Source organism: Acidovorax sp. 35-64-16 (assembly GCF_002281195.1).
Taxonomy (GTDB): domain Bacteria; phylum Pseudomonadota; class Gammaproteobacteria; order Burkholderiales; family Burkholderiaceae_C; genus Acidovorax; species Acidovorax defluvii.
Genome location: NZ_NCFM01000005.1, coordinates 1 through 21,072 on the forward strand (window position 1 = coordinate 1; position 21,072 = coordinate 21,072).

General features: G+C 64.2%; 23 protein-coding genes. 22 read left to right on the plus strand and 1 reads right to left on the minus strand.

All coding sequences use genetic code 11. The features are described 5' to 3' along the window. The 22 genes from B7Y64_RS05495 to B7Y64_RS05600 all read left to right on the plus strand — a co-directional run. On the plus strand, positions 1-1,462 hold a 1,462-nt coding region (locus tag B7Y64_RS05495), incomplete at its 5' end, for a glutamate synthase-related protein (RefSeq protein ID WP_291328498.1). Positions 1,463-1,510: 48 nt separating this feature from the next. Next, positions 1,511-2,989 (plus strand): glutamate synthase subunit beta, encoded by a 1,479-nt coding sequence (locus tag B7Y64_RS05500; RefSeq protein WP_291325993.1) that lies wholly within the window; start codon positions 1,511-1,513, stop codon positions 2,987-2,989. 275 nt (positions 2,990-3,264) lie between these two features. Further along, positions 3,265-4,059 carry an amino acid ABC transporter substrate-binding protein gene (locus B7Y64_RS05505; protein WP_024814133.1) on the plus strand — a complete coding sequence of 265 codons (795 nt, stop codon included), beginning with the start codon at positions 3,265-3,267 and terminating at the stop codon, positions 4,057-4,059. Positions 4,060-4,245: 186 nt separating this feature from the next. Further along, on the plus strand, positions 4,246-4,899 hold the full coding sequence (locus B7Y64_RS05510; RefSeq protein ID WP_291325995.1) for an amino acid ABC transporter permease: 654 nt from the start codon (positions 4,246-4,248) through the stop codon (positions 4,897-4,899). Next, a complete protein-coding gene (locus tag B7Y64_RS05515; protein ID WP_291325997.1) occupies positions 4,880-5,671 on the plus strand; it encodes an amino acid ABC transporter ATP-binding protein in 792 nt (263 codons plus the stop codon). Before B7Y64_RS05510 ends, B7Y64_RS05515 begins: the two co-directional genes overlap by 20 nt. Before the next feature lie 324 nt (positions 5,672-5,995). Next, positions 5,996-6,829: an ABC transporter ATP-binding protein gene (locus tag B7Y64_RS05520; RefSeq protein ID WP_291325999.1), complete on the plus strand. Its 834-nt coding sequence runs from the start codon at positions 5,996-5,998 to the stop codon at positions 6,827-6,829. Beyond that, positions 6,826-7,608 (plus strand): lipid asymmetry maintenance ABC transporter permease subunit MlaE, encoded by a 783-nt coding sequence (gene mlaE / locus B7Y64_RS05525; protein WP_291326001.1) that lies wholly within the window; start codon positions 6,826-6,828, stop codon positions 7,606-7,608. Before B7Y64_RS05520 ends, mlaE begins: the two co-directional genes overlap by 4 nt. A gap of 33 nt (positions 7,609-7,641) precedes the next feature. Then, positions 7,642-8,130, plus strand: a complete 489-nt coding sequence (mlaD, locus tag B7Y64_RS05530) for an outer membrane lipid asymmetry maintenance protein MlaD (protein WP_291326003.1) — start codon at positions 7,642-7,644, stop codon at positions 8,128-8,130. Further along, entirely contained in the window at positions 8,127-8,930 is an 804-nt protein-coding gene (locus B7Y64_RS05535) for a VacJ family lipoprotein (protein WP_291326005.1), read from the plus strand. The genes mlaD and B7Y64_RS05535 overlap by 4 nt, the downstream gene beginning before the upstream one ends. 125 nt (positions 8,931-9,055) lie before the next feature. After that, a complete protein-coding gene (locus B7Y64_RS05540; protein WP_024814140.1) occupies positions 9,056-9,694 on the plus strand; it encodes a phospholipid-binding protein MlaC in 639 nt (212 codons plus the stop codon). 16 nt (positions 9,695-9,710) lie between these two features. Next, positions 9,711-9,983 (plus strand): STAS domain-containing protein, encoded by a 273-nt coding sequence (locus B7Y64_RS05545; protein ID WP_024814141.1) that lies wholly within the window; start codon positions 9,711-9,713, stop codon positions 9,981-9,983. A 93-nt stretch (positions 9,984-10,076) separates the two neighbouring features. Next, complete coding sequence (locus tag B7Y64_RS05550) at positions 10,077-11,015, plus strand: ABC transporter ATP-binding protein (protein ID WP_291326007.1); 939 nt, start codon at positions 10,077-10,079, stop codon at positions 11,013-11,015. Then, positions 11,012-11,767: an ABC transporter permease gene (locus B7Y64_RS05555; RefSeq protein WP_087743864.1), complete on the plus strand. Its 756-nt coding sequence runs from the start codon at positions 11,012-11,014 to the stop codon at positions 11,765-11,767. The genes B7Y64_RS05550 and B7Y64_RS05555 overlap by 4 nt, the downstream gene beginning before the upstream one ends. Position 11,768: 1 nt before the next feature. Beyond that, positions 11,769-12,011: a BolA family protein gene (locus B7Y64_RS05560; protein ID WP_024814144.1), complete on the plus strand. Its 243-nt coding sequence runs from the start codon at positions 11,769-11,771 to the stop codon at positions 12,009-12,011. A gap of 90 nt (positions 12,012-12,101) precedes the next feature. Then, complete coding sequence (gene murA, locus B7Y64_RS05565) at positions 12,102-13,373, plus strand: UDP-N-acetylglucosamine 1-carboxyvinyltransferase (protein ID WP_291328500.1); 1,272 nt, start codon at positions 12,102-12,104, stop codon at positions 13,371-13,373. Positions 13,374-13,564: 191 nt separating this feature from the next. Further along, entirely contained in the window at positions 13,565-14,218 is a 654-nt protein-coding gene (hisG, locus tag B7Y64_RS05570) for an ATP phosphoribosyltransferase (protein ID WP_291324047.1), read from the plus strand. Between the two features lie 20 nt (positions 14,219-14,238). Then, entirely contained in the window at positions 14,239-15,609 is a 1,371-nt protein-coding gene (gene hisD / locus B7Y64_RS05575; protein ID WP_291324048.1) for a histidinol dehydrogenase, read from the plus strand. A gap of 87 nt (positions 15,610-15,696) precedes the next feature. Next, the gene (gene hisC / locus B7Y64_RS05580) at positions 15,697-16,824 is read left to right on the plus strand and encodes a histidinol-phosphate transaminase (RefSeq protein ID WP_291324049.1); all 1,128 of its coding nucleotides are present in this window, start codon (positions 15,697-15,699) and stop codon (positions 16,822-16,824) included. Next, entirely contained in the window at positions 16,821-17,456 is a 636-nt protein-coding gene (gene hisB / locus B7Y64_RS05585) for an imidazoleglycerol-phosphate dehydratase HisB (protein ID WP_291328501.1), read from the plus strand. Before hisC ends, hisB begins: the two co-directional genes overlap by 4 nt. A 52-nt stretch (positions 17,457-17,508) precedes the next feature. Then, entirely contained in the window at positions 17,509-18,198 is a 690-nt protein-coding gene (gene hisH / locus B7Y64_RS05590) for an imidazole glycerol phosphate synthase subunit HisH (RefSeq protein ID WP_024814150.1), read from the plus strand. 61 nt (positions 18,199-18,259) lie between these two features. Beyond that, complete coding sequence (gene hisA, locus B7Y64_RS05595) at positions 18,260-19,006, plus strand: 1-(5-phosphoribosyl)-5-[(5-phosphoribosylamino)methylideneamino]imidazole-4-carboxamide isomerase (RefSeq protein WP_094098614.1); 747 nt, start codon at positions 18,260-18,262, stop codon at positions 19,004-19,006. Further along, on the plus strand, positions 18,996-19,859 hold the full coding sequence (locus B7Y64_RS05600; RefSeq protein WP_114654711.1) for a D-hexose-6-phosphate mutarotase: 864 nt from the start codon (positions 18,996-18,998) through the stop codon (positions 19,857-19,859). The genes hisA and B7Y64_RS05600 overlap by 11 nt, the downstream gene beginning before the upstream one ends. 9 nt (positions 19,860-19,868) lie before the next feature. On the opposite strand, the gene B7Y64_RS05605 is transcribed toward B7Y64_RS05600, so the two are convergent. After that, positions 19,869-21,038: a spherulation-specific family 4 protein gene (locus B7Y64_RS05605; RefSeq protein ID WP_236636997.1), complete on the minus strand. Its 1,170-nt coding sequence runs from the start codon at positions 21,036-21,038 to the stop codon at positions 19,869-19,871. Between the last annotated feature and the right edge of the window lie 34 nt (positions 21,039-21,072).

The window sequence follows — 21,072 nt, forward strand, 5'->3', positions numbered from 1 at the left end:
CCATGACGGCGGCACGGGCGCATCGCCCTGGTCGTCCATCAAGCATTGCGGCGGCCCCTGGGAAATCGGCCTGGCCGAAACCCAGCAGACCCTGGTGCTGAACCGCCTGCGCGGCCGCATCCGCGTGCAGGCCGACGGCCAGATGAAGACCGGCCGTGACGTCGCCATCGGCGCGCTGCTGGGCGCGGATGAATTCGGCTTCGCCACCGCACCGCTGGTGGTGGAAGGCTGCATCATGATGCGCAAGTGCCACCTGAACACCTGCCCCGTGGGCGTGGCCACGCAAGACCCCGAGCTGCGCAAGAAGTTCTCGGGCAAGCCCGAGCATGTGGTGAACTACTTCTTCTTCATTGCCGAAGAAGTGCGCCAGATCATGGCCCAGCTGGGCATCCGCAAGTTCGACGACCTGATTGGCCGTACCGACCTGCTCGACATGCGCCAAGGCCTGGAACACTGGAAGGCCCGTGGCCTGGACTTCAGCCGCTTGTTCGCCCAGCCCAACGTGCCTGCCGACGTGCCGCGCTTCCATGTGGATGTGCAGGACCACAACATCGAGCACACGCTGGACCGCAAGCTCATCGAGCGCTCGCGCCCCGCCATCGAAAACGGCGAGCGCGTGCAGTTCATCGAAGTGGCGCGCAACGTCAACCGCTCGGTCGGCGCCATGCTCTCGGGCGCGGTCACCCGCGTACACCCAGAGGGGCTGCCGGACGACACCATCCGTATCCAGCTCGAAGGCACGGGCGGCCAGTCGTTCGGTGCGTTCCTCACCCGCGGTATCACGCTGTATTTGATTGGCGATGCCAACGACTACACCGGCAAGGGCCTCTCGGGCGGGCGTGTGATCGTGCGCCCCAGCATCGACTTCCGCGGTGACGCAGTACGCAACACCATCGTGGGCAACACCGTGATGTACGGCGCCACCACGGGCGAGGCATTTTTTGGCGGCGTGGCGGGCGAACGCTTTGCCGTGCGCCTGTCGGGCGCCACGGCAGTGGTCGAAGGCACGGGCGACCATGGTTGCGAATACATGACCGGCGGCACCGTGGTCGTGCTGGGCAAGACCGGGCGCAATTTCGCTGCGGGCATGAGCGGCGGTGTGGCCTATGTGTACGACGAGGATGGCCAGTTCGACACCCGCTGCAACATGGCCATGGTGACACTGGAGCGCATCCTCCCCTCGGCCGAACAGGAGGTGACCGTGCCGCGTGCCATCTGGCATGGTGGCCAGACCGACGAAGCCCAGCTCAAGAAGCTGCTCGAAGACCACAACCGCTGGACGGGCAGCAAGCGCGCCCGCGAGTTGCTGGACAACTGGGCCACTTCGCGCAGCAAGTTTGTCAAGGTGTTCCCGACCGAGTACAAGCGTGCATTGTCTGAAATTAATGAACGAAAAGTGCTTGAAGAGCCCGCTACGCCTGCGGTAGCAGCTATCAAAAAGGAAGTGACGCCCGCCAAGTAAGGCGACGCCGCAGACATCCGCACAGCATTCACAGACAAGGACATCGTCATGGGAAAAACCACCGGCTTCATGGAATACGAGCGCATCGAAGAGGGCTACAAGCCCGTGCCAGAGCGCCTGAAGCACTACAAGGAATTCGTCATTGGCCTCGATGAGGCGCAAGCCAAGGTGCAGGGCGCGCGCTGCATGGACTGCGGCACGCCGTTTTGCAACAACGGCTGCCCGGTCAACAACATCATTCCGGACTTCAACGATCTGGTCTACCACGCCGACTGGAAGAGCGCGATCGAGGTGCTGCACAGCACCAACAACTTCCCCGAGTTCACCGGCCGCATCTGCCCCGCGCCTTGCGAGGCGGCCTGCGTGCTCAACGTGAACGACGACCCGGTGGGCATCAAGTCCATCGAACACGCCATCATCGACCGCGCCTGGGCCGAGGGCTGGGTGCAGCCGCGCGTGGCCAAGCACCAGACCGGCAAGAAAGTCGCCGTGGTGGGATCAGGCCCCGCCGGCATGGCGGCTGCCCAGCAGCTGGCGCGGGCTGGTCACAGCGTCACGCTGTTTGAAAAGAACGACCGCGTGGGCGGCCTGCTGCGCTACGGCATCCCCGACTTCAAGATGGAGAAGTCGCACATCGACCGCCGCGTCAAGCAGCTCGAAGCCGAAGGCGTGGTCATCCGCACCAGCGTTTTCGTGGGCGCTGCCAAGGATGGTCTGGGCAAGGACTCCAAGGTCACCAACTGGGCCAAGGAAACCGTCACGCCTGAGCAGTTGAACAAAGAGTTCGACGCCGTGCTGCTGACCGGTGGCGCCGAGCAATCGCGCGATCTGCCTGTGCCCGGCCGTGAGCTGGACGGCATTCACTTCGCCATGGAGTTCCTGCCCCAGCAGAACAAGGTCAACGCGGGCGATAAGCTCAAGGGCCAGATCATGGCCACGGGCAAGCATGTCATCGTGATCGGTGGCGGCGACACCGGAAGCGACTGCGTGGGCACCAGCAACCGCCACGGCGCGGCCAGCGTGACGCAGTTCGAGGTCATGCCCCAGCCTCCTGAAGTGGAGAACCGGCCCCTCACCTGGCCTTACTGGCCGCTGAAGCTGCGCACCAGCTCCAGCCATGAGGAAGGCTGCGTGCGCGAGTTCGCGATCTCCACCAAGGAGTTCACGGGTGAAAAGGGCAAGGTCAAGGGCCTGACCACGGTGCAGGTCGAGTTCAAGGACGGCAAGCTGGTGGAAGTGCCCGGCACCGAAAAGCACTACCAGGCCGACCTGGTGCTGCTGGCCATGGGTTTTGTGAGCCCCGTGGCACCCGTGCTCGATGCTTTTGGCGTGGACAAGGACGCGCGCGGCAACGCCCGCGCCACCACCGAGTTCGACGGCGGCTACGCCACCAATGTGCCCAAGGTTTTTGCGGCCGGTGATATCCGCCGTGGGCAGAGCCTCGTGGTCTGGGCCATCCGCGAAGGCCGCCAGGCCGCGCGTGCGGTGGACGAGTTCCTGATGGGCTACTCCGACCTGCCGCGCTGAGCCGGCAACCGCACCGACCTCTCCAACGGCGCCCGCGGGCGCCGTTGGCGTTTGTGTTGCTATTGATTAAATAGCTATATGCGCTTATCCAGTGTGCGCTGAAGCCGTATTTTGCTGCTTATTCCCGGGGCGGCGCATGGCGACCCAGATGCCGGCAATCCACATCAATGGGACAATGCAGGGTTTTCCCGGGGCTTCGAACACTGCACCAGTGGGTGGTGCATGCCCCGTCCGGCTTTGCCCCCCTGTCTGTTCTTTTTGAAAATCGCTACACCATGAAAAAAATTGCCGCTGTTGCCTTGCTGACCCTGGGCGCCGTGCTGGCTGGTTGCTCCAAGCAGGAGCCCGCCGCACCCGCCGCCACACCCGCGCCAGCGGCTGTCACCAAAATCGTCGTCGGCCTGGACGACAACTTCCCGCCCATGGGTTTTCGCAACGAGAAGAACGAGCTGATCGGCTTTGACATCGACATGGCCAAGGAAGCCGCCAAGCGCCTGGGCCTGGAAGTGGAATTCAAGCCCATCGACTGGAGCGCCAAGGAAGCCGAGCTCTCGGGCAAGCGCGTGGACGCACTGTGGAACGGCCTGACCATCACCGAAGAGCGCAAGCAGAACATCCTGTTCACCGCGCCCTACATGGAAAACCACCAGATCATCGTGGTGGCCGCCAACTCCGCCATCAAGACCAAGGCTGATCTGGCCGGCAAGGTGGTCGGCGCCCAGGAAGGCAGCAGTGCCGTGGACGCCATCAAGAAGGACGAGGCCGTCTTCAAGTCGTTCAAGGACATCAAGACCTTTGGCGACAACGTGACCGCCCTGATGGACCTGACCACCGGCCGCCTGGATGCCGTGGTGGTCGATGAGGTGGTGGGCCGCTACTACGTGGCCAAGAAGCCCGACGTCTATGCCGTGCTCGACGACCACTTTGGCACCGAAGACTATGGTGTGGGCCTGCGCAAGGACGACACCGATCTGCACGGCAAGCTGGACAAGGCACTGGCCGACATGAAGGCCGATGGCGTCGCCGCGAAGATTGCCGAGCAATGGTTCGGCAAGAATATTCTCAAATAATTCGGACCACCCCCCTGAGGCGCTGCGCGCCTTCCCCCCGCTCTCGCAGCGCTGTGCGCTGCGGGCAGGGGGACACCGCCAGCGCCAACACGTTGTCGTGGCGGCCCTTGCGCGGCGGTCGCTGGCATGGGCCGTGCCAGTTGCGACGGCCAAGGATAGAAACACACACGGAACTGTCGCGACAGCATGGACTACGTTCTCTCCCTTCTGGGACCGCTGGCGCAGGGCGCTGCCGTCACCCTCAAGCTGTTTGCCATCACGCTGGCATTGGCGGTGCCGCTCGGGCTGGTGCTGGCGCTGGCGCGCGTGTCGCGCTTTGCGCCGCTGTCGGCGGCCGTCAACGGCTACATCTGGCTCATGCGCGGCACGCCGCTCATGCTGCAGATGCTGTTTATCTACTTTGCACTTCCGTTCGTGCCGGTGATTGGCGTGCGACTGCCCGACTTTCCGGCGGCGGTGGCGGCCTTTGCGCTGAACTACGCGGCCTACTTTGCCGAGATCTTTCGCTCCGGCATCCAGTCGGTGGACCGGGGGCAGTACGAGGCCGCCAAGGTGCTGGGCATGGGCTACGGCCAGACCATGCGCCGCATCGTGCTGCCGCAGACGGTGCGCAGCATATTGCCGCCCATGAGCAACGAGACCATCACCCTGGTCAAGGACACCTCGCTGATTTACGTGCTGGCCCTGAACGACCTGCTGCGCGCCGCGCGCGGCATCGTGCAGCGCGACTTCACCACCACGCCGTTCATCGTGGCGGCGGCCTTCTATCTGCTCATGACCCTGTTGCTCACCTGGGGCTTCCAGCGCCTGGAAAAACGCTATGCCAAATTCGATCAATGACACGACCCGTGACGTCCCCATGATCGAGGCGCGCGAGCTGCGCAAGGCTTTCGGCGATAACCCGGTGCTGCGGGGCGTGTCGCTGCGCGTGCGCCGGGGCGAGGTGGTGGCGGTGATCGGGCCGTCCGGCTCCGGCAAGAGCACCTTTCTGCGCTGCCTGAACCACCTGGAAACCATCGACGGCGGCCACATCGCCATCGAAGGCGAAACGCTGGCCAGCACCGACGCGCAGGGCCGCTGCAGCTACGCCCCCGATGCCGAGTTGCGCCGCATCTGCCGCAAGACCGGCATGGTGTTCCAGCATTTCAATTTGTTCCCGCACCTCACGGTGCTGGAGAACCTGATCGAGGCGCCCATGGTGGTGCAGGGCGTGGCGCGCGGCGCGGCCGTGGCCCGCGCCGAGGCGCTGCTGGCCAAGGTGGGCTTGTCGGCCAAGCGCGACAACTATCCCGAGCGCCTGTCGGGCGGTCAAAAGCAGCGCGTGGCCATCGCGCGCGCGCTGTGCATGGAGCCGGACATCATGCTGTTCGACGAGCCCACCTCGGCGCTCGACCCCGAGCTCACCGGAGAAGTGCTGCGCACCATGCGCGAACTGGCCGAGGAGCACATGACCATGCTGGTCGTGACCCACGAGATGGGCTTTGCGCGCGAGGTGGCCCACACCGTGGCTTTCATGGACCAGGGCGAGCTGGTGGCAGCGCGGCCGGCGGCCGAGTTTTTTGCCGATCCGGGGCATGAGCGGGCGCGGGCGTTTTTGCAGCACATGCTTTGATTTTTGAATGAAATCGGTGCCTTGCGCACGTGGGATAAGCGCTAATAGCTATTTATTTAATAGCGTTATGGGCCTGGGTGCCTGGGTTGAAGCGATGCTTTGCCAGGCACACCCAGCCAAGACCCCGGTCCATGCAAGCCTGACCGCGCCCTGTCGGCAACGCGTGTCTGTGCGAGCAATTTTTAATAACCGTTGGGCATAGCTAAACGTCGCATGCCAACCACGGGTTTTAACGGTTGGCTCGGCAAAACGGAGGGGTTTCCCCTATGATGCTGGGCCTGCCGTCGGGGTCTCTGTCCTTGGCGGCGTTTTTTGTCTTGCACCATGCCATCCAACGATTCATCGCCTGCCAGCGCGCTGGCAGAGTTGCGCAACGTCACCTTCGGGTACGGCGAGCGCGTGATCCTGCGCGACATGTCGCTGAAGATCCCGCGCGGCAAAGTGACGGCGCTCATGGGGGCCTCGGGTGGGGGCAAGACCACGGTGCTGCGCCTGATTGGCGGTCAATACCGGGCGCAGCAGGGCGAAGTCCTGTTCGACCACAAGGACGTGGGGCGCATGGATGCGGCCGGCCTGTATGCGGCGCGCCGGCGCATGGGCATGCTGTTCCAGTTTGGCGCGCTGTTCACCGATCTGAATGTGTTTGAAAACGTGGCGTTTCCGCTGCGCGAGCACACCGATCTGTCGGACGCGCTGGTGCGCGACATCGTGCTCATGAAGCTCCATGCCGTGGGCCTGCGCGGTGCGCGCGACCTCATGCCCAGCCAGATTTCGGGCGGCATGGCGCGGCGCGTGGCGTTGGCGCGTGCGATTGTGCTGGACCCTGAACTCGTCATGTATGACGAGCCTTTTGCCGGGCTCGATCCCATTTCGCTGGGCACGGCTGCGCAACTTATTCGCCAGCTCAATGACGCCATGGGGCTCACTACCATCCTGGTCTCGCACGACCTGGAAGCCACCTTTGCGCTGGCCGACCATGTGATCATCCTCGGCGCTGGCGTGGTGGCGGCGCAGGGAACCCCCGCCGAAGTGCGCGCCAGCACCGATCCGCTGGTGCACCAGTTTGTCAATGCGCTGCCCACAGGGCCGGTGCCTTTTCATTACCCGGGGCCCACGGTGGCCAGTGATTTTGGTCCGCTGGACGGGAGGTCTGCATGAGCTGGTGGCGTCCTTCGGATGTGGGCCTGGCCGTGCGCGGCCAGCTGGCCGATGCGGGTTTGGCCGCGCGCCTTTTCTGGCGCTTGATCCGGCTGTTCCCGGCGGCCGTGCAGCGGCCCGGCCTGGTGCGCGACCAGGTGCACTTCCTGGGCAATTATTCGCTGGCCATCATTGCTGTATCGGGCCTGTTCGTGGGCTTTGTGATGGCGCTGCAGGGCTACTACACGCTGCAGGATTTTGGGTCCACCGAGGCGCTGGGCCAACTGGTGGCGCTGAGCCTGCTGCGCGAGCTGGGGCCGGTCATCACCGCTTTGCTGTTTGCGGGGCGCGCGGGCACCTCGCTCACGGCCGAAATCGGTTTGATGCGTGCCGGCGAGCAGCTGAGCGCCATGGAGATGATGGCCGTGGACCCCGTGCGCCGCATTCTTGTGCCCCGTTTCTGGGCCGGTGTCATTGCCATGCCGGTGCTGTCGCTGGTGTTCAACGCCGTGGGTGTGATTGGCGGCTGGGTGGTGGCCGTGCCCATGATTGGCCTGGACGGTGGGGCCTTCTGGAGCCAGATGCAGGGCGGCGTGGATATTTTCAGTGACCTGGGCAACAGCGTCATCAAGAGCCTGGTGTTTGGTTTCACCGTGACCTTCGTGGCGCTGCTGCAGGGCTACACGGCCAAGCCAACGCCGGAAGGGGTTTCGCGCGCCACCACGCGCACCGTGGTGATGGCCTCGCTGGCGGTGCTGGCGCTGGACTTCGTCCTCACGGCCATGATGTTCAGTATCTGACGCTGGCGCAGCCGGCGTGACAAGGAAAGCACGATGCAACAATCCAAAAACGATCTCTGGGTAGGCCTGTTTGTCATGCTCGGGGCCGCCGCGCTGGTGTTTCTGGCGCTGCAGTCGGCCAACCTGCTGCAGCTGAACTTTCAGACCGGCTATCGCGTCACCGCGCGTTTCGACAACATCGGCGGCATCAAGCCCAAGGCGGCAGTGCGCAGTGCCGGGGTGGTGGTCGGGCGCGTGGAGTCGATCACGTTCGACGACAAGACGTTTCAGGCACGCGTGACGCTGGAGTTGGACAAGCAGTACGCCTTTCCCAAGGACAGCTCCCTGAAGATTCTCACCAGCGGTCTGCTGGGCGAGCAATACATTGGCATCGAAGCGGGGGCTGACGAAAACAATCTGGCGGCGGGTGACAACCTTACGGCCACACAGTCTGCCGTGGTTCTGGAAAACCTGATCGGGCAGTTTCTTTACAGCAAGGCGGAGGAGGGCGGCACGCCTTCGGACGCAGGCAGGAAAAAATGATGACCTGGAAGACTGCGGGCTTTGCCCGCCATGATGGAGCGCCCCGGTTTGCCCGCGCAGGCCTGCGCTGGTGCTCCCTGGTGCTGGGAGCGGCGCTGCTGTCGGGTTGCGCCAGCGGCCCCGGAGCCCATCCCGATGACCCCCTGGAGCCCTACAACCGCAGCATGGCCCGGTTCAATGATGGCGTGGACGAGGCGGTCCTCAAGCCCGTGGCCACGGCCTACAAGGACGCTGTGCCCTCGCCGGTGCGCACGGGGGTGAACAACTTCTTTGGCAACCTGGGAGACGTCTGGTCGTTTGTGAACAACGTTTTGCAACTGCGCCCCGAAGAAGCGCTCTCCAGCCTGGTGCGTTTCAACGTCAACACAGTGTTTGGTCTGGGCGGGGTGCTCGATATTGCATCGGAGATGGGGGTTGAGCGCAATCGGCAGGATTTTGGTCTCACGCTGGGGCACTGGGGCGTGCCCACGGGACCCTATCTGGTGCTGCCCCTGCTGGGCCCATCCACCGTACGCGACACGCTGGCAATGCCCGTGGACAGGCAGGGAAACCTGGTAGGCCAGTTTGACTCAGTGTCTGCACGCAATTCGCTGTATGCCCTGCGGCTGGTGGACACCCGCGCCGGCCTGCTGGGGGCCGGGGCTGTGCTGGAAAGCGCGGCACTGGACAAGTACAGCTTCACACGGGATGTGTTCCTGCAGTTGCGCGCCCAGAGCGCAGAACGTCCCGGTGCCCGTGATGGCGACGGTGGCGATGACAACGACGGCATGCTGCCGCCCGAACCGGAAGCCGATCGTTGAGCGCTGCCAGCGATGCGCGCGGTTGCAATTGCTTGCATCCGCACAACGCAGCGACGCATGGCCTACACGGTGGCCCAACACAATCAAATGACAGGCGACACAGTCGCCCGATGGAAAGACCTCACATGATGAATCGACGCAATCTGGGCCGCATGGCCGCGACGCTGGCCGTGGCCTGCTCCATGGTGCCGTGGAGTGCCATGGCTGCCGACGAAGCGCCCGACGCGCTGATCAAGCGCCTGTCCACCGAGGTGATCAGCATGGTGCGCGACGACAAGGCCATTCAGGCGGGCGACATCAACAAGGTGATCACGCTGGTCGACAAGGTGATCATGCCCAACGTGAATTTCCGGCGCATGACGGCGGCTGCCGTGGGCCCGGGCTGGCGCAAGGCCAGCCCCGAGCAGCAAAAGCGCCTGCAGGATGAGTTCAAGATCCTGCTGGTGCGCACCTACGCAGGGGCTCTGGCCCAGGTGAGTGACCAGACCATCACCATGAAGCCCATGCGGGCTGCCGCCGACGACAAGGATGTGCTGGTGCGCACCGAGATCACGGGCCGTGGCGACCCGATCCAGCTGGACTACCGGCTCGAAAAAACCCCGGGTGAGGGCGCTGGCTGGAAAATCTACAACCTCAACGTGCTGGGCGTGTGGCTGGTCGAAACCTACCGCGGCCAGTTTGCCTCGGAGATCAATGCGCGCGGCGTGGATGGCCTCATCCAGGCGCTCGAGTCCCGCAACAAGAGCAATGCCGCCAAGGGCTGACAGCGAGACGTCGCGCATGCTGGTACTACCCTCCGAACTCACCCACGAACAGGCCAGTGCCTGCCTGCGCATGCTGGTGCAGGGGCTGAAGGTTCTCAAGGGCCCGCAGGTGGTGGTGGATGCCAGCGCACTGGCCGTGTTTGACACGTCTGCGCTGGCCGTGCTGCTGGAATGCCGGCGCGAGGTGCTGGCGGACGGCAAGGCGTTTGTGGTCAAGGGCCTGCCCCCGGCCCTGGTGGGCATGGCCGGCCTGTATGGCGTGGATGCCTTGCTGCAGGCGGCCAGCTGACTTTGCGGTGCGCCCACAATGCCCTCGGACGCCCGCGTGCTGTTGGGCGCCGGGCGGCGGGGCACGGGCCAAGGCCTTAAAATCAAAGGCTTCATGCCCGCAGTCTCATTCCAAGCCGTCTCCAAGACCTTTGTCACACCCAAAGGCCCCTTCCAAGCACTGAACCAGGTCAACCTGGACATCGAGGAGGGCGAATTCTTCGGGCTTCTCGGCCCCAACGGTGCCGGTAAAACCACACTCATCAGCATTTTGGCCGGCCTGGCACGCGCCACCAGCGGGCGTGTGCTGGTGCAGGGCAGTGATGTGCAGACGCACTTTGCCGAGGCCCGGCGCAAGCTGGGGGTGGTGCCGCAAGAGCTGGTGTTCGATCCGTTTTTCAACGTGCGCGAGGCGCTGCGCTTTCAGTCGGGCTATTTTGGCGTGAAGAACAACGACGCCTGGATTGACGAACTGCTGGCCAACCTGGGCCTGTCGGACAAGGCCAACGCCAACATGCGCCAGCTGTCGGGCGGCATGAAGCGCCGCGTGCTGGTGGCGCAGGCGCTGGTGCACAAGCCGCCCATCATCGTGCTCGACGAGCCCACGGCCGGCGTGGACGTGGAACTGCGCCAGACCCTGTGGCATTTCATCGCCCGCCTGAACAAGGAAGGCCACACCGTGCTGCTCACCACCCATTACCTTGAAGAAGCCGAGGCCCTGTGCGGCCGCATCGCCATGCTCAAGGCCGGGCGGGTGGTGGCGCTCGACCGCACGTCGGAGCTGCTCAAGGCGGCCTCGGGCAGCGTGCTGCAGTTCAAGACCGATGCGTTGCTGCCACCATCTCTGGCGGCTGTGGCGCGTGTCACCGGCCGCATTGTGCAGCTGCCTGCGCACGACGCGGCCGAGATTGAAAGCCATCTGGCCGCCCTGCGCGTGGCGGGCGTGGAAGTGCAGGACATGGAGATCCGCCGGCCGGACCTGGAAGACGTATTCCTGCAAGTCATGTCGGGCACGTCGGCTTCAAACATCCGTATGGAAGGGGTTGCGCTATGACCGGCTGGCAAACCCTGTTCTACAAGGAAGTGCTGCGCTTTTGGAAGGTGAGCTTCCAGACCGTGGCGGCGCCCGTGCTCACCGCCGTGCTCTACCTGCTGATCTTTGGCCATGTGCTCGAAGACCATGTAAAGGTGTATGACCGCATCAGCTACACCGCTTTTCTGGTGCCGGGGCTGGTGATGATGAGCGTGCTGCAAAACGCCTTCGCCAACAGCTCATCGAGCCTGGTTCAGAGCAAGATCATGGGCAGCCTGGTGTTTTTGCTGCTCACGCCACTGTCGCACTGGGCCTGGTTTGTGGCGTATGTGGGCTCGTCCGTGGTGCGCGGGCTGGTCGTGGGGCTGGGGGTATTCATTGTGACCCTGGCGTTTGCGCGGCCTGAGTTTGCTGCGCCGCTGTGGATTGTGGTTTTTGCATTTCTGGGCGCGGCCCTGCTGGCCACGCTGGGGCTGATTGCCGGGCTGTGGGCCGACAAGTTCGACCAGATGGCGGCGTTCCAGAACTTTGTCATCGTGCCCATGACGTTTCTGTCGGGCGTTTTTTATTCAATCCAGTCGCTGCCGCCTTTCTGGCAGACCGTGAGCCACCTGAATCCTTTTTTCTACATGATTGACGGCTTTCGCTATGGCTTTTTCGGCCAGAGCGACACTTCTCCCTGGCTCAGCCTGGGCATCGTGGGCATTGCTTGGCTGGCCGTGAGCCTTTTTGCCGTGCACCTGCTGCGCATCGGCTACAAAATTCGGAACTGACATGACTGCAGACCAACTTAAAGACATCATCGCCGCAGGCCTGGCCTGCGAACACATCACGCTGGAGGGCGACGGCCGCCACTGGTATGCCACCATCGTCTCGGCCGAGTTCGAGGGCAAGCGGGCCATTCAGCGTCACCAGCGCGTATATGCCACGTTGGGCGCCAAGCTGGCCAATGACGAAGTGCATGCCCTGTCGATGAAAACCTTCACGCCCGCAGAGTGGGCGACGCAGGCACAGTGAATAGTGGATTGGCGCTCTTAAATTAATAGCTGTTAGCGCTTTATTCATAAGCGCTGGAAGCACTTTTCATACATATTTCTGACTTTTGCGATGGACAAACTCCTGATCCGCGGCGGACGCACCCTCCATGGCGAGGTGCTGGTCTCTGGCGCCAAGAACGCCGCCTTGCCGGAGTTGTGCGCCGCACTCCTCACAGCCGAGCCGGTGACGCTGCTGAATGTTCCCCAGTTGCAGGATGTGAGCACCATGCTCAAGCTCATCCGCAACATGGGCGTGACGGCCGAGCGGGCTGACGACGGCACGGTGCGCATTGACGCCAGCGCTTTGAACTGGCCCGAGGCCCCTTACGAGCTGGTCAAGACCATGCGCGCCTCGGTGCTGGCGCTGGGCCCGCTGCTGGCGCGCTTTGGCGAGGCCACGGTGTCGCTGCCCGGCGGCTGCGCGATTGGTTCGCGCCCGGTGGACCAGCACATCAAGGGCATGGCCGCCATGGGCGCCGAGATCGTGGTCGAGCACGGCTACATGATCGCCAAGCTGCCCGCAGGCTGGACGCGGCTGAAGGGCGCCCGCATTACCACTGACATGGTCACTGTGACGGGCACCGAAAATTTCATGATGGCCGCTGCGCTGGCCGAGGGCGAGACGGTGCTGGAAAACGCCGCGCAAGAGCCCGAAATTTCGGACCTGGCCGAGATGCTGATCGCCATGGGCGCGAAGATCGAAGGCCACGGCACCAGCCGCATCCGCATCCAGGGCGTCGAGAAGCTGCACGGCTGCACCCACCGCGTGGTGGCTGACCGCATTGAAGCGGGCACCTTCCTGTGCGCCGTGGCCGCCACGGGCGGTGATGTGGTGCTGCGCCATGGCCGCGCCGACCACCTCGATGCCGTCATCGAAAAGCTGCGCGAAGCGGGCGCCAAGGTGCAGGCGGTGGACGGCGGCGTCCGCGTGCAAAGCACTGGCGGCGCCACGCTCAAGGCCCAGGGCTTTCGCACCACCGAATACCCCGGTTTCCCCACCGACATGCAGGCCCAGTTCATGGCGCTCAACTGCATCGCCCAGGGCACGGCCACGGTGACCGAAACGATTTTTGAAAACCGCTTCATGCACGTCAACGAGCTGGTTCGCCTGGGCGCCAAAATCCAGGTGGACGGCAAGGTGGCGGTCATCGAGGGGGTGCCTCGCCTGTCCGGCGCCACGGTGATGGCGACCGACCTGCGCGCCTCGGCCAGCCTGGTCATCGCGGGCTTGGTGGCTGATGGCGAAACCATGGTGGACCGCATCTACCACCTCGACCGTGGCTACGACTGCATGGAAGCCAAACTGCGCGGCATCGGTGCCGACATTGAGCGAGTGGCATGAAGGACATCCCCCTGAGCGGCTTCGCCGCTTCCCCCTTCTCTCACGCTGCGCGTGGGAAGGGGGACGACGCCCGTGCACGCGAGCGAAGCGCCGCTTACGCGGCTTGGCGGCCCTTGCACGGCGTCCCCGGCATAGGGCGCGCACAAATCGCAGTGCAGTAGCAGGCAAGAAACAGTGGAGTAATTAAAAACATGACGATGATCACCCTGGCGCTTTCCAAGGGCCGCATCTTTGAAGAAACCCTGCCGCTGCTGGCTGCTGCGGGCATCGAGGTGCTGGAAGACCCCGAAAAGTCGCGCAAGCTCATCCTGCCCACCAACCAGCCTGACGTGCGCGTGGTGCTGGTGCGAGCGTCCGATGTGCCCACCTATGTGGAATACGGCGGCGCGGATTTGGGCGTGACGGGCAAGGACACCCTGATCGAGCATGGCAGCCAGGGCCTGTACCAGCCGCTGGATCTGCGCATTGCCAAATGCCGCGTGAGCGTGGCCGTGCGCCAGGACTTTGACTACCAGCGCGCCGTCAAGCAGGGTTCCCGCCTGAAGGTGGCCACCAAGTACACCTCCATCGCCCGCGAATTCTTTGCGACCAAGGGCGTGCACGTGGACATGGTCAAGCTCTACGGCAGCATGGAGCTGGCCCCGCTCACCGGCCTGGCCGACGCCATCGTCGATCTGGTCTCCACCGGCAACACCCTCAAGGCCAACCATTTGGTGGAGGTGGAGCGCATCATGGACATCAGCTCGTTCCTGGTGGTCAACCAGGCGGCGCTCAAGCTCAAGCGCGAACCGCTGCGCCGCATCATCAATGCCTTTGCCTCGGCCATTCCGGCAGAGCAAAACTGAAACCTGAACTGCAACGCACTATGAAATTGGTAGCTGCTCCCGCTCGTCTGTCCACCGCTGCAGCCACTTTTGAGGCTGATTTTGCAGCCCGCCTGCATTGGTCTGCCGACACCGACGCGGCCATCGAGCAGCGCGTGGCCGACATCCTGGCCGACGTGCAGCAGCGCGGCGATGCAGCGGTACTGGAATACACCCAGCGCTTTGATGGCCTGCAGGCCGACTCCATGGCGGCGCTGGAGCTGACGCAGGCAGAGCTCAAGACCGCTTTCGACGCCATTCCCGCCGTGCAGCGCGACGCGCTGCAGGCCGCCGCTGCCCGCGTGCGCCGCTACCACGAGGCACAAAAAAAGGCCTCGGGCGAGAGCTGGAGCTACCGCGACGAAGACGGCACGTTGCTGGGTCAGAAGGTCACGCCGCTGGACCGCGTGGGCATCTATGTGCCCGGTGGGAAGGCCGCTTATCCGAGCAGCGTGCTCATGAACGCCATCCCTGCCCATGTGGCGGGTGTGGGCGAGATCATCATGGTAGTGCCCACGCCGGCCCGCAGGGACGGCCCTTGGCCATCCCCCAAGGGCGAGAAAAACGCCCTGGTGCTGGCCGCCGCCTACGTGGCGGGCGTCACCCGCGCCTTTACCATCGGCGGCGCCCAAGCTGTGGCCGCGCTGGCTTACGGCACGGCCACCGTGCCCAAGGTGGACAAGATCACCGGCCCCGGCAACGCCTATGTGGCCAGCGCCAAAAAGCGCGTGTTCGGCACCGTGGGCATCGACATGATTGCGGGCCCGAGCGAAATTTTGGTGCTGGCCGACGGTACCACCCCGCCCGACTGGGTGGCCATGGACCTGTTCAGCCAGGCCGAACACGACGAGCTGGCGCAAAGCATTCTGCTGTGCCCCGATGCCGCCTATATCGATGCCGTACAAGAGGCCATCGACCGCCTGCTGCCCACCATGCCGCGCGCCGAGATCATTGCCAAAAGCCTCACGGGCCGTGGCGCACTGATCCTCACGAAGGACATGGAAGAGGCCTGCGCCATCAGCAACCGCATCGCGCCCGAGCACCTGGAAGTGAGCAGCAACGACCCGCACCGCTGGGAACCACTGCTGCGCCACGCAGGCGCCATTTTTCTGGGTGCCTACACGTCCGAGAGCCTGGGCGACTACTGCGCAGGCCCCAACCATGTGCTGCCCACCAGCGGCACGGCGCGGTTCAGTTCGCCACTGGGCGTGTATGACTTTCAAAAGCGCAGCAGCCTGATCGAGGTGAGCGAAGCCGGTGCGCAGACGCTGGGCCAGATCGCCAGCGTGCTGGCCCATGGCGAAGGCCTGCAAGCCCACGCGCGGGCGGCGGAGATGCGGCTCAAGCCGTCGCCAAAGCAAGCGCAAGGCTGACGAGGCCTTTATGCACGATGTCCGGATGGATGCCGTGCCCATGACCAGCCCCTTTCTTGTGGCCCCCAACGCACTGGACACTGCCGAATGAACTCCCCCGCCGCTCCATCGACACCCCTCAACGCGCTGGCCCGCATCCGCCCCGACGTGCGCGCCATGCACGCGTATGGTGTGCAGCCCTCCACCGGCATGCTCAAGATGGACGCGATGGAAAACCCGTTTCGCCTGCCCGCGCATCTGCAGGCGGCGCTCGGCCAGCGGCTGGGCGCGCTGGCGCTCAACCGCTATCCGGGCGACCGCGTGCTGGTCCTGAAGGCTGCGCTGGCAAAGTACGCCGACATGCCCGAGGGCTATGGCATCGTGCTGGGCAACGGTTCGGACGAACTCATCACCTTGCTGGCCCTGGCCTGCGCGCAACCTGGCACGGGCCAGCGCGCCACCATGCTCGCGCCCATGCCTGGCTTTGTGATGTATCCGCTGTCTGCACAACTGCAGGGCCTGGACTTCGTGGGCGTGCCGCTCACTTCCGACTTCGAGCTGGATGAGCCCGCCATGCTGGCCGCCATCGCCAGGCATCAGCCTGCCATTACCTACATTGCTTACCCCAACAACCCCACGGCCACGCTGTGGGACGAGGGCGCGGTGCAGCGCATCATCGATGCCGCTGGTGCGCAGGGCGGCATCGTGGTGATGGACGAGGCCTACCAGCCCTTTGCCAGCCGCACCTTTATCGACCGCATGCGCGCCGAGCCCGCACGCAATGCCCATGTGCTGCTCATGCGCACGCTCAGCAAGTTTGGCCTGGCGGGTGTCCGCCTGGGATACCTCATCGGCCCGGCTGCGCTGGTGGCCGAGATCGACAAGGTGCGCCCGCCCTACAACGTGAGCGTGCTCAATTGCGAGGCGGCGCTGTTTGCGCTCGAGCATGCCGACGTGTTTGCCGCGCAGGCCGCCGAACTGGTGGCCCAGCGCACGGTGCTGGTGAACGCGCTGCGCCAGATGCCCGGCATTGAAAAATGCTGGGACAGCGAGGCCAACATGGTGCTGGTGCGCGTGGCCGATTCCGCACGGGCGTATGAGGGCATGAAGGCGCGCAAGGTGCTGGTCAAGAACGTTTCTACAATGCACCCATTGCTGGCCAACTGCCTGCGCCTCACGGTGGGCACGGCCGAAGACAACGCACAGATGCTGGCTGCACTCCAGGCTTCCTTATGACTTCCTCCGCACTCGTCACCTCTACCGCCCCTGATTCCCTGGCCGACCGCATTGCCGAGGTCAGCCGCAACACCGCGGAAACCCGCATCAGCGTGCGCGTCAACCTCGACGGCACCGGCCAGGCCAAGCTGCACACAGGCATCGGGTTTTTTGACCACATGCTCGACCAGATCGCACGCCACGGCCTTATCGACCTGGACATCGACTGCGCTGGCGACCTGCACATCGACGGCCACCACACGGTCGAAGACGTGGGCATCACGCTGGGACAGGCTTTTGCGCGCGCCGTGGGCGACAAGAAGGGCATCCGCCGCTATGGCCACGCCTACGTGCCGCTCGATGAAGCGCTGTCGCGCGTGGTGGTCGATTTTTCGGGCCGCCCGGGCCTGCACATCGACGTGAAATTCACGGCGGGCAGCATCGGCCAGCTCGACACGCAGCTGGTATACGAGTTCTTCCAGGGCTTTGTGAACCACGCGGGCGTCACGCTGCACATCGACAACCTCAAGGGCATCAACGCACACCACCAGTGCGAAACGATCTTCAAGGCGTTCGGGCGCACGCTGCGCGCGGCGCTGGAGCGCGATCCCCGCTCGGCGGGTGTCATCCCCTCCACCAAGGGTTCTTTGTGAGTTTTTTGGGTCAAATCGGGCTCTAGCCCTTAATGGATAAGCGCTAGCAGCTATGAATATAGAAGCAAAAACCGTTGCGGTGGTTGATTACGGCATGGGCAACCTGCGCTCGGTGTCGCAGGCTGTGCAGGCCGCCGCCCACGACACGGGCTGGACCGTGGTGGTCACTTCTCGTCCGGAAGACGTGCGCGCTGCGCAGCGCATTGTGCTGCCGGGCCAGGGCGCCATGCCCGACTGCATGCGCGAATTGCGCGAGTCGGGCCTGCAGGAATCGGTGCTCGAAGCTGCCGCCACCAAACCGTTGTTTGGCGTGTGCGTGGGCATGCAGATGCTGCTGGACCACAGCGCCGAGGGCCCTGCCGAGGGTGTGCCGGGCTTGGGCCTCATCCCGGGCGATGTGCTCAAGTTCGACCTGGCGGGCAAAACCCAGCCCGACGGCAGCCGTTTCAAGGTGCCCCAGATGGGCTGGAACCAGGTGCGCCAGGTGCCGCACGCCCACCATGCAGGTGGTGCCGTGCACCCGGTTTGGGCGGGCGTGCCCGACAACAGCTACTTTTATTTCGTGCACAGTTTTTATGCCGTGCCGCGAGATGCGGCCCACTGTGCAGGGCAAGCTGACTACGGCGGCTGGTTCGCAGCCGCCATTGCGCGCGATAATATTTTTGCCACGCAGTTTCACCCCGAAAAAAGCGCGGAGCACGGATTGGCCCTGTACCGCAATTTTCTGCACTGGAATCCCTGATATTTTTCACCCCGTTCGGGCCGAGTCGTGACTCGCCCTTTTTCTCCCGAACCTCACCACCATGCTGCTCATCCCCGCCATCGATCTCAAGGACGGCCACTGCGTTCGCCTCAAGCAAGGCGACATGGACCAATCCACCACCTTTGGCGAAGACCCCGCCGCCATGGCCCGCAAATGGGTGGGGCAGGGCGCGCGTCGCCTGCATCTGGTGGACCTGAACGGCGCCTTTGCAGGCGTGCCCAAGAACTACGCTGCCATCAAATCCATCCTCAAAGAGGTGGGCGACGAGATCCCGGTGCAGCTGGGCGGCGGCATCCGTGACCTGGACACCATCGAGAAATACATCGACGGCGGCCTGCGCTACGTGATCATTGGCACGGCAGCGGTCAAGAACCCCGGCTTCCTCAAAGATGCCTGCAGCGCCTTTGGCGGCCACATCATCGTGGGCCTGGACGCCAAGGACGGCAAGGTGGCCACCGACGGCTGGAGCAAGCTCACCGGCCACGAGGTGGTGGACCTGGCCAAGAAGTTCGAGGACTGGGGCGTCGAATCCATCATCTACACCGACATCGGCCGCGACGGCATGCTCTCGGGCATCAACATCGACGCCACGGTGAAACTGGCGCAGGCGCTTTCCATTCCGGTGATCGCCTCGGGTGGCCTGTCGAACATGGCCGACATCGAGCAGCTGTGCGCCGTGGAGCACGAAGGCGTCGAAGGCGTGATCTGCGGCCGGGCCATCTACAGCGGCGACCTCGACTTCGCCGCTGCCCAGGCGCGTGCCGACGTGCTGGGCCATGCGGCCTGACCCTGCGGTTGCCAAAAACTCCCTGGAGACATTGCAGGGCCAGCCCTCCATCCGCCTGAGCACCGCCCAGGGCGACACCGCACTGGTGGCCCTGCATGGCGCCCAGGTGCTGTCGTGGGTGGCCGGTGGGCGAGAGCGCCTTTACCTGAGCCCGCAGGCCATATTCGACGGCCAGTCGGCCATTCGCGGCGGCATTCCGCTGTGCTTTCCCCAGTTCAACCAGCGCGGGCCGCTGCCCAAGCATGGCTTTGCGCGCAATCTGGCGTGGGCGGCGCAGGCGCCCTTGTCGGACACCGAACAAGACGCCACTGTGCTGCGCCTTCGACTGCACAGCAGTCCAACCACCCGGGCCATCTGGCCACACGACTTCAAGGCCCAGCTTGCGCTGACACTGGGCGAGGGGTTGCTGCGTGTTCAGCTGGATGTGTGCAACACCAGCAAAACTCTGTGGGAGTTCACCGCGGCATTGCACACCTATCTGGCGGTCGATGCGGTCGAAAGCACCCGTCTGGAGGGGCTGGAGGGGTGCGCACGATGGGATGCGGTGCGGGACCAGCATGGCCTCCAGTCTGGTGCGGTGACCATTGCCGGTGAGTACGACCGTGTTTTCCGTGCGCCAGTGCAGCCCATGCGGCTGCACGACGGCCCGCACAGCCTGCAGATCAGCCAGAGCCAGAGCCTGGGCAGCACCGTGGTGTGGAACCCCGGTGCCAGCCTGAGTTCGCGTTTGCCAGATCTGCCCGCCGACGGCTACCGATCCATGCTCTGCGTGGAGGCAGCACAGATCGATGAACTCGTGCCCTTGGCGCCAGCAGAGCGGTGGCAGGGCTGGCAAGAGCTCAGGGTGCTTTGAGAACAGAACCTATGGGCAACCAGGGAGCGCTTGCCCCTGGTTGATGGCTTCCACGGTCTCCAGCAAACGCGTCCAGTAGCTGGGCAGGGTGGCCCACGGATTGCCTGTGCCTGTGGCGTAGTCGAAAACGCGGTCGGTGGCATAGACCATGCCCGCATTCGCCAGTGGCGTGGCGGCGGTGGCCACAATGCCTTGCATGGCTTGGCATGTCATCACGTTGTGGGCCAGCATGGCCTGGGTGCTGTTGGGCCGCGAATACAGCCAATCTGCGGTCTGCCGTGGGTCGTAGCTGGCGTAGCCCGCTCCTGTGCCCTCAAAGGTGACGACTGCATCAACAACGCCAGCGTACCCTTCGGCGGGAACCGTGCCGGGGTTGCCCAGTATGCGCAGGCCCGGATCCCGGGACTGGATGTGGTCGTAAATCTCCCGGTAGAAACCGATCCTGGCGGGATCGGCGGCCATTTCGTCCAGAAAAATGCCGCTGATCAGGCTGCGCCCATAAAGGTCCAGGTAGCGGTCGATGTTGGCCTTGATGTCGGAGACGGAGCGCGCCCCCGTGCCATAGCGGGTGTAGACATAGCCCAGTAAACGTCCGCCTGCTCCGACAAAATCTTGTGCGGCTAGCAGGTATCGGGGTTCAGTGCTGTTGAAAATGCCGTTGGCGGGGTTGAGGATGGCGGTGACCTTCAGCCCGGGATGGGCGAGTGCGCTGGCGGTCATTCGGTCCCAGTCGGAGCCCCCTGTCGAGGGGTAAAAATACGCCGGAACCAGAATCTCCAGCGGGGCTGGCGGCTGGCGCACGTAAACGGTTTGCGATGAAGTGCCGGTGGCGCCCGAGAACGTGGCAGTGGCCGTGAACGTCTGCTTGCCTGGCGTCGAAGCGGTCAGTGTCGTGCTGGCCGTGCCGCCATGTGTCAAGGTACTGGCGGTGGCAAAGCTGCCTGCCGAGGCGAAGAAATTCACGGTCGTGCCATCGGGTGCCGATGCGCCATTCACGGTGACGCGAGCGCTCACGGCAATGGGGGTGTTGAGGCTGAAAACCTGATTGGCAGCGGCTGGGGCAGCAATGCTCACGCTGAGCGCAGGGGTGGGGGTTTCCGAGCCGCCGCCGCAGGCAGATAAAAATGTTACCAGGCAGAGCATGCCGGCCTGAACGCGGGGAGAAATTTGGTAAGGCATGGCGGCAGGCTCCGTGCAGGTTGGTGAGGGCAGC